The organism is Kitasatospora sp. NPDC057518, assembly GCF_042802075.1.
Lineage (GTDB): Bacteria > Actinomycetota > Actinomycetes > Streptomycetales > Streptomycetaceae > Kitasatospora.
This window is the reverse complement of sequence record NZ_JBHVEU010000634.1, coordinates 1-3,843: the sequence shown is the minus strand read 5'-3', so window position 1 is coordinate 3,843 and position 3,843 is coordinate 1. Positions and strand designations below refer to the sequence as shown.

The following is a 3,843-nucleotide window of genomic DNA, read 5'->3' as shown; positions in this document are numbered from 1 at the left end:
GTCGAGCCGGTGCTCGACGGGGCGACGCGAACCCACCGTTCAGACCTCCCGAACGCCCGGCCGGTAGGCCAGGTGGACGTGCGACGGCGCGTCCAGCGCGGCTGTTCTCGTAGTCGAAGTGATGGTCGCTTGCAGCACCTGAACGCGCAGGAAATCGGCCCACCCGACCTCCTGCGCGAGGCGAACGGTTCGGTCCGGTTGTGGGCGGGCCCACCCCAGCGGACCTGCCGGTCGTGCTTGCCGGCCGGCTCGAAGAGTCAGGGCACGAGACTGCTGAGCACGAAGGATCAGGCACGACTTGCCGTGGTCGTCCATTCATCGGGGTCAGGACCCGAGTAGGCAGACGAGCGGAAGGTGCGACGGAAAGCCTCGGGGCCGTGCCGCTGATCGAGCCAGCTCGAAAGGCCGAACAGATTGCCGCTGATCACCGCCGCGATGATCAGCGCATGCAGCGTGTCCGCCTCCGGGCCGCCCATGTCGGCGAGGAAGCGCTGGTAGCGAGCGCCGACGCCGTGCTCATATCCGGCCATGGCCAGGTGGAAGCGGGTGGCAACACCAGGCTCTGCGTGGTCGAAATCGCTCGGCTCCAGCCGTCCCGTGGTGTCGCGGAACGCCAGGCGATCGGCTGCCGCGATGCGTTCGGCCAGGCCGAGACGGTCGGCCACCGCAGCGGAGATCACCCGGGCCTCCCGATCCGTGGCCCCCTCCATCACGATGCCGAGATTCCGCGTCGAGGAAGCATCGCTCCTGTCCTGGGACGAGTACGTCCGGCCGTGCTGGTCGCGGCGGTTGATGCCGTAACGGCTCCGGATCACTTGCTCGCCTTGGAGCCGGTACTCCCGGAACGACCCCCAGTGCAGGCAGTCGTGCGCGTAGCTACGGAGGAGGTCGAGCGCCACCAGTTCCGGTGACGCCGGTCGGGGATCGTTCAGCCGCCCGTACCTCGTGACCACGGACGCCAGTTGCACATGCCGGTACCCCTGGTTCGGATGGTGGAAGCCGCCGAACGCGTCGGGCCGGGTCGAGCGCACCCCTACCCACACCCGGTCAGTCGGCAGCAGTCGACTCAGCCCCAATTCCCCGTAGCGGTCGGCCAGAAGGGCAGCACCCTGCCGAAAGACTTCGCGGGCCGGCTCGTCGGACGATGTGTCGACCACCCAGTGCAACAGTGAGAACGTGATGTGCGGATGGGCCCGGTCGAGCGCCGCCGTCGCCCGTCGCGCGGCCAGCAGGTGAGCCAACTCGGCCCGCTCGGCGGGGTCTCCGGACAGGTGCTCGTTCGGCGCCAGGCAGGAGGGGGTGAGTGATCGACCAAGGGTCAGTACGGCCGACGACTGATCAGTCGCCGATGTGATTCCTGCACTCCCCCGGGGAGTTCGTCCGGCGAGAACCATCGAGCCTCCAGGATCTCGAACGAAGCCGCCCTGACCTGCCCAGTGACGTACAGGGCCTCGTAGGCGACTTCGACACGCAGTTTGTAGCCGCTCTTCAGGTGCGCCAGCTCGCACACCTTCACCGTGAGTCCGGTTTCCTCCCGGACCTCACGCACGATCGTGTCCTCGAAGCTCTCGCCCTTGTCGGCGTAGCCGGTCGGCAGACCCCACTGCCGGCCCTCCGGCCACATCCGGTGCTTCAGCAGCAGCACACGGCCGTCCTGGTCGCGGACGATGCCCGTCACCCCGACCATGAACTTCGAGTGCCACAGCCACAGCACGCGCCACTGCATCGGGCCGCGGATGATCCGCCAGAGCTTCGCAGCGATCTTCTTCATGGGTTCGCCCTTTCGTTGACGGGGTCCCGCGCGCCGCTCGCGCGGGCCCACGATCCCGCAACCGGCACCGCCGACACCAAATCCGCGATTATCAGACCGATCGGGATGATGTCAGCGGAGACGCTGGTACCGCACGGGAGAGCAGCCGCAAGGCGAGGAGTCCACAGTAAGGGGACCGAAAGGGGAGGAAGGCGATTATTCCCGTGCGCGACTAAAGACCGCCGAGGAAGAGGGCCGACCACTCAGCCAGCTTCTCTCGGGCTTCCTCACCGAACAGTGCGTAACCTTCGTACATGGCGAACGCGTCCCGGTACGCCTTGATGTCCCGCCGGTCCCGGAGCGTGATGATTCCGGTCTCCGTCTCGACCGTGGCAAGGCTGCTGTCGTACACCGTGAAGGTGTTCAGCGGGCTCTCCGGGATGTGCTTCCCGAGTGGAATCACGCCGAGCCGGACGTTCGGGAGCCTGGAAACGGAGACGAGTCGTTCGATCTGCATGACCATGGCCCGAGGCGGCAGGAGCGCCCACCGGGCAGCCTGCTCGGTGAGTACGAAGGTGAAGGCCTTCGACTCGTCGTACAGGACGGTCTGGCGCTCCAGTTTCTTCATGGCGGCCCTGCTGGTGTCTCCCGGCACATGGGCGAGGCTCGCCCGCACGTACTCGGGCGAGGCGAGCAGCGTGTTGAGCATCGAGATCAGGAAGTAGCGGATCTCGCTGGAGGACTGGTCGAGCGCCGCGAGCTCGGCTTGCTTCCTCTCCAGGCCCTTCTTCCTCAGAGCGCGGATGTCCTGCCACTCGGTATTCGCCACACGGGCCAGGTCGAACACCTGTCGCGCCAACTCGGCCGGCACTTCGAGGGCCCGCAGGATCAGCTCCACGTCCACCAGGGACGGCACGGTCCTGCCTGTTTCGATCTTGCTGATCTTCGACTGCGTCATGCCACAACGCCGAGCAAGCCGGTCTCCTGCGAGACCGGCTTGAACCCGTAGTTCCCTCAATGCCTTTGCCAGGTCACTTCTACTGTGCCCCAGCTCTTCCGGGTCTATTGCCACCCGTGCTCTTCCACATAGTCCATGAAGGGCACCGACTCGGCCACAGCGATCCGCCGCCATTCCCGGTACTTCTCGACGTCGTCCTCGACAAGCACGCGGTTGATCTGCGTTCCGTCGGGCTCGTAGTTCATCAGGACCACGGTCGAATCGTCGAAGGCCCAGAAGTCCTGAGCCGGAAGGCCCGGGTTCGGCCTGTCGGTCAGGTCGAGAATGTAGATGTCCTCACCGGCCCTGGCATGCGGTGCGTAGTACATGAACTCGTACCGCAGGTAGTCACTCAGCGGCCGGGTAACGATGTGCACGCGCTGAACCGTGCGACCGGCCGCGGTATGAGCCCTGAGCTTGTCAGTCCAGCCGGACGTGTAGGTACCGGGGTCGATCCGGTACCCGTTCAGGAACTCCTCGATCTCTTCCGCCTCCCCCGCGACCTTGTAAGCGGGCAGGGTCTCAAGCCGGAACGCCGACCGCGAGAAACCGTGCAGAAGCCTCTGCCAGTCCTCACCATCCAAGAACACGAATGGCCTCCTTCACGACATGCTCGGGCAGCTCCACGGCGCCTTCGTGTACCGGCACCGCCAGCTCCGCGTACTGGTCCCCCTGGAAGACGAGGGTGCCCCGGTCGGTGCGGTAGACGTTCGGGCAGTCTCCTTCCTTGCAGTCTCCGACACCGACGCCCGTGAGCCGCTGGTGAGCCATGCCAACCCCCTTCAGCTCGGCCCGGATTGGACCGCCTGGGCGAGACGCTATGGACTGGCCGCGCGTCCTGTCCACACGGTTCGGGCAGTATTCCCGTCCTGGACTAATGATCACGGCCCCGCTCGGAAGCGCTGCCGTGCCCCGGCCGAGGAACCCGCCCGCCCTGGCGACCGCGGACGGACACGTCGGCACGTGTACCGGCCCCCGCCACGTGATCGCCCGTTCGGACCGCGAAGTCCGTGAGGCCCCCGCCAAGGCCGGCGAGTTCGACCACCTCACCGTCACCCCCTGAACAGCACGTCGCCCCGTCGAGCAGCTGCTCGAC

Annotated in this window: 6 protein-coding genes; 1 reads left to right on the top strand and 5 read right to left on the bottom strand. The window is 66.5% G+C overall.

All coding sequences use genetic code 11. The annotated features are described in order from the left end of the window. Positions 1-287: 287 nt before the first annotated feature. The 5 genes from ACFU7Z_RS37530 to ACFU7Z_RS37510 all read right to left on the bottom strand — a co-directional run bounded on the left by ACFU7Z_RS37530 (position 288) and on the right by ACFU7Z_RS37510 (position 3,518). Positions 288-1,241, bottom strand: a complete 954-nt coding sequence (locus tag ACFU7Z_RS37530; RefSeq protein WP_380782580.1) for a hypothetical protein — start codon at positions 1,239-1,241, stop codon at positions 288-290. A 77-nt stretch (positions 1,242-1,318) separates the two neighbouring features. After that, positions 1,319-1,771 (bottom strand): NUDIX domain-containing protein, encoded by a 453-nt coding sequence (locus ACFU7Z_RS37525; RefSeq protein ID WP_117488127.1) that lies wholly within the window; start codon positions 1,769-1,771, stop codon positions 1,319-1,321. Positions 1,772-1,982: 211 nt separating this feature from the next. Continuing rightward, positions 1,983-2,822, bottom strand: a complete 840-nt coding sequence (locus tag ACFU7Z_RS37520; RefSeq protein WP_117488129.1) for a helix-turn-helix transcriptional regulator — start codon at positions 2,820-2,822, stop codon at positions 1,983-1,985. Beyond that, positions 2,813-3,337 (bottom strand): DUF6879 family protein, encoded by a 525-nt coding sequence (locus tag ACFU7Z_RS37515; RefSeq protein ID WP_117488131.1) that lies wholly within the window; start codon positions 3,335-3,337, stop codon positions 2,813-2,815. The genes ACFU7Z_RS37520 and ACFU7Z_RS37515 overlap by 10 nt, the downstream gene beginning before the upstream one ends. Next, the gene (locus ACFU7Z_RS37510; protein WP_117488133.1) at positions 3,321-3,518 is read right to left on the bottom strand and encodes a hypothetical protein; all 198 of its coding nucleotides are present in this window, start codon (positions 3,516-3,518) and stop codon (positions 3,321-3,323) included. The genes ACFU7Z_RS37515 and ACFU7Z_RS37510 overlap by 17 nt, the downstream gene beginning before the upstream one ends. Before the next feature lie 136 nt (positions 3,519-3,654). On the opposite strand from ACFU7Z_RS37510, the gene ACFU7Z_RS37505 reads away from it, so the two are divergent. Then, positions 3,655-3,810, top strand: coding sequence for a hypothetical protein (locus ACFU7Z_RS37505; RefSeq protein WP_380743682.1), 156 nt, complete (start codon positions 3,655-3,657; stop codon positions 3,808-3,810). The last annotated feature ends 33 nt before the right edge of the window (positions 3,811-3,843 follow it).

What these genes read in the sequence shown, in the direction of transcription:
- ACFU7Z_RS37525 (WP_117488127.1), bottom strand. Translation starts at nt 1,771, where the DNA reads ATGAAGAAGATCGCTGCGAAGCTCTGGCGGATCATCCGCGGCCCGATG.
- ACFU7Z_RS37510 (WP_117488133.1), bottom strand. Translation starts at nt 3,518, where the DNA reads ATGGCTCACCAGCGGCTCACGGGCGTCGGTGTCGGAGACTGCAAGGAA.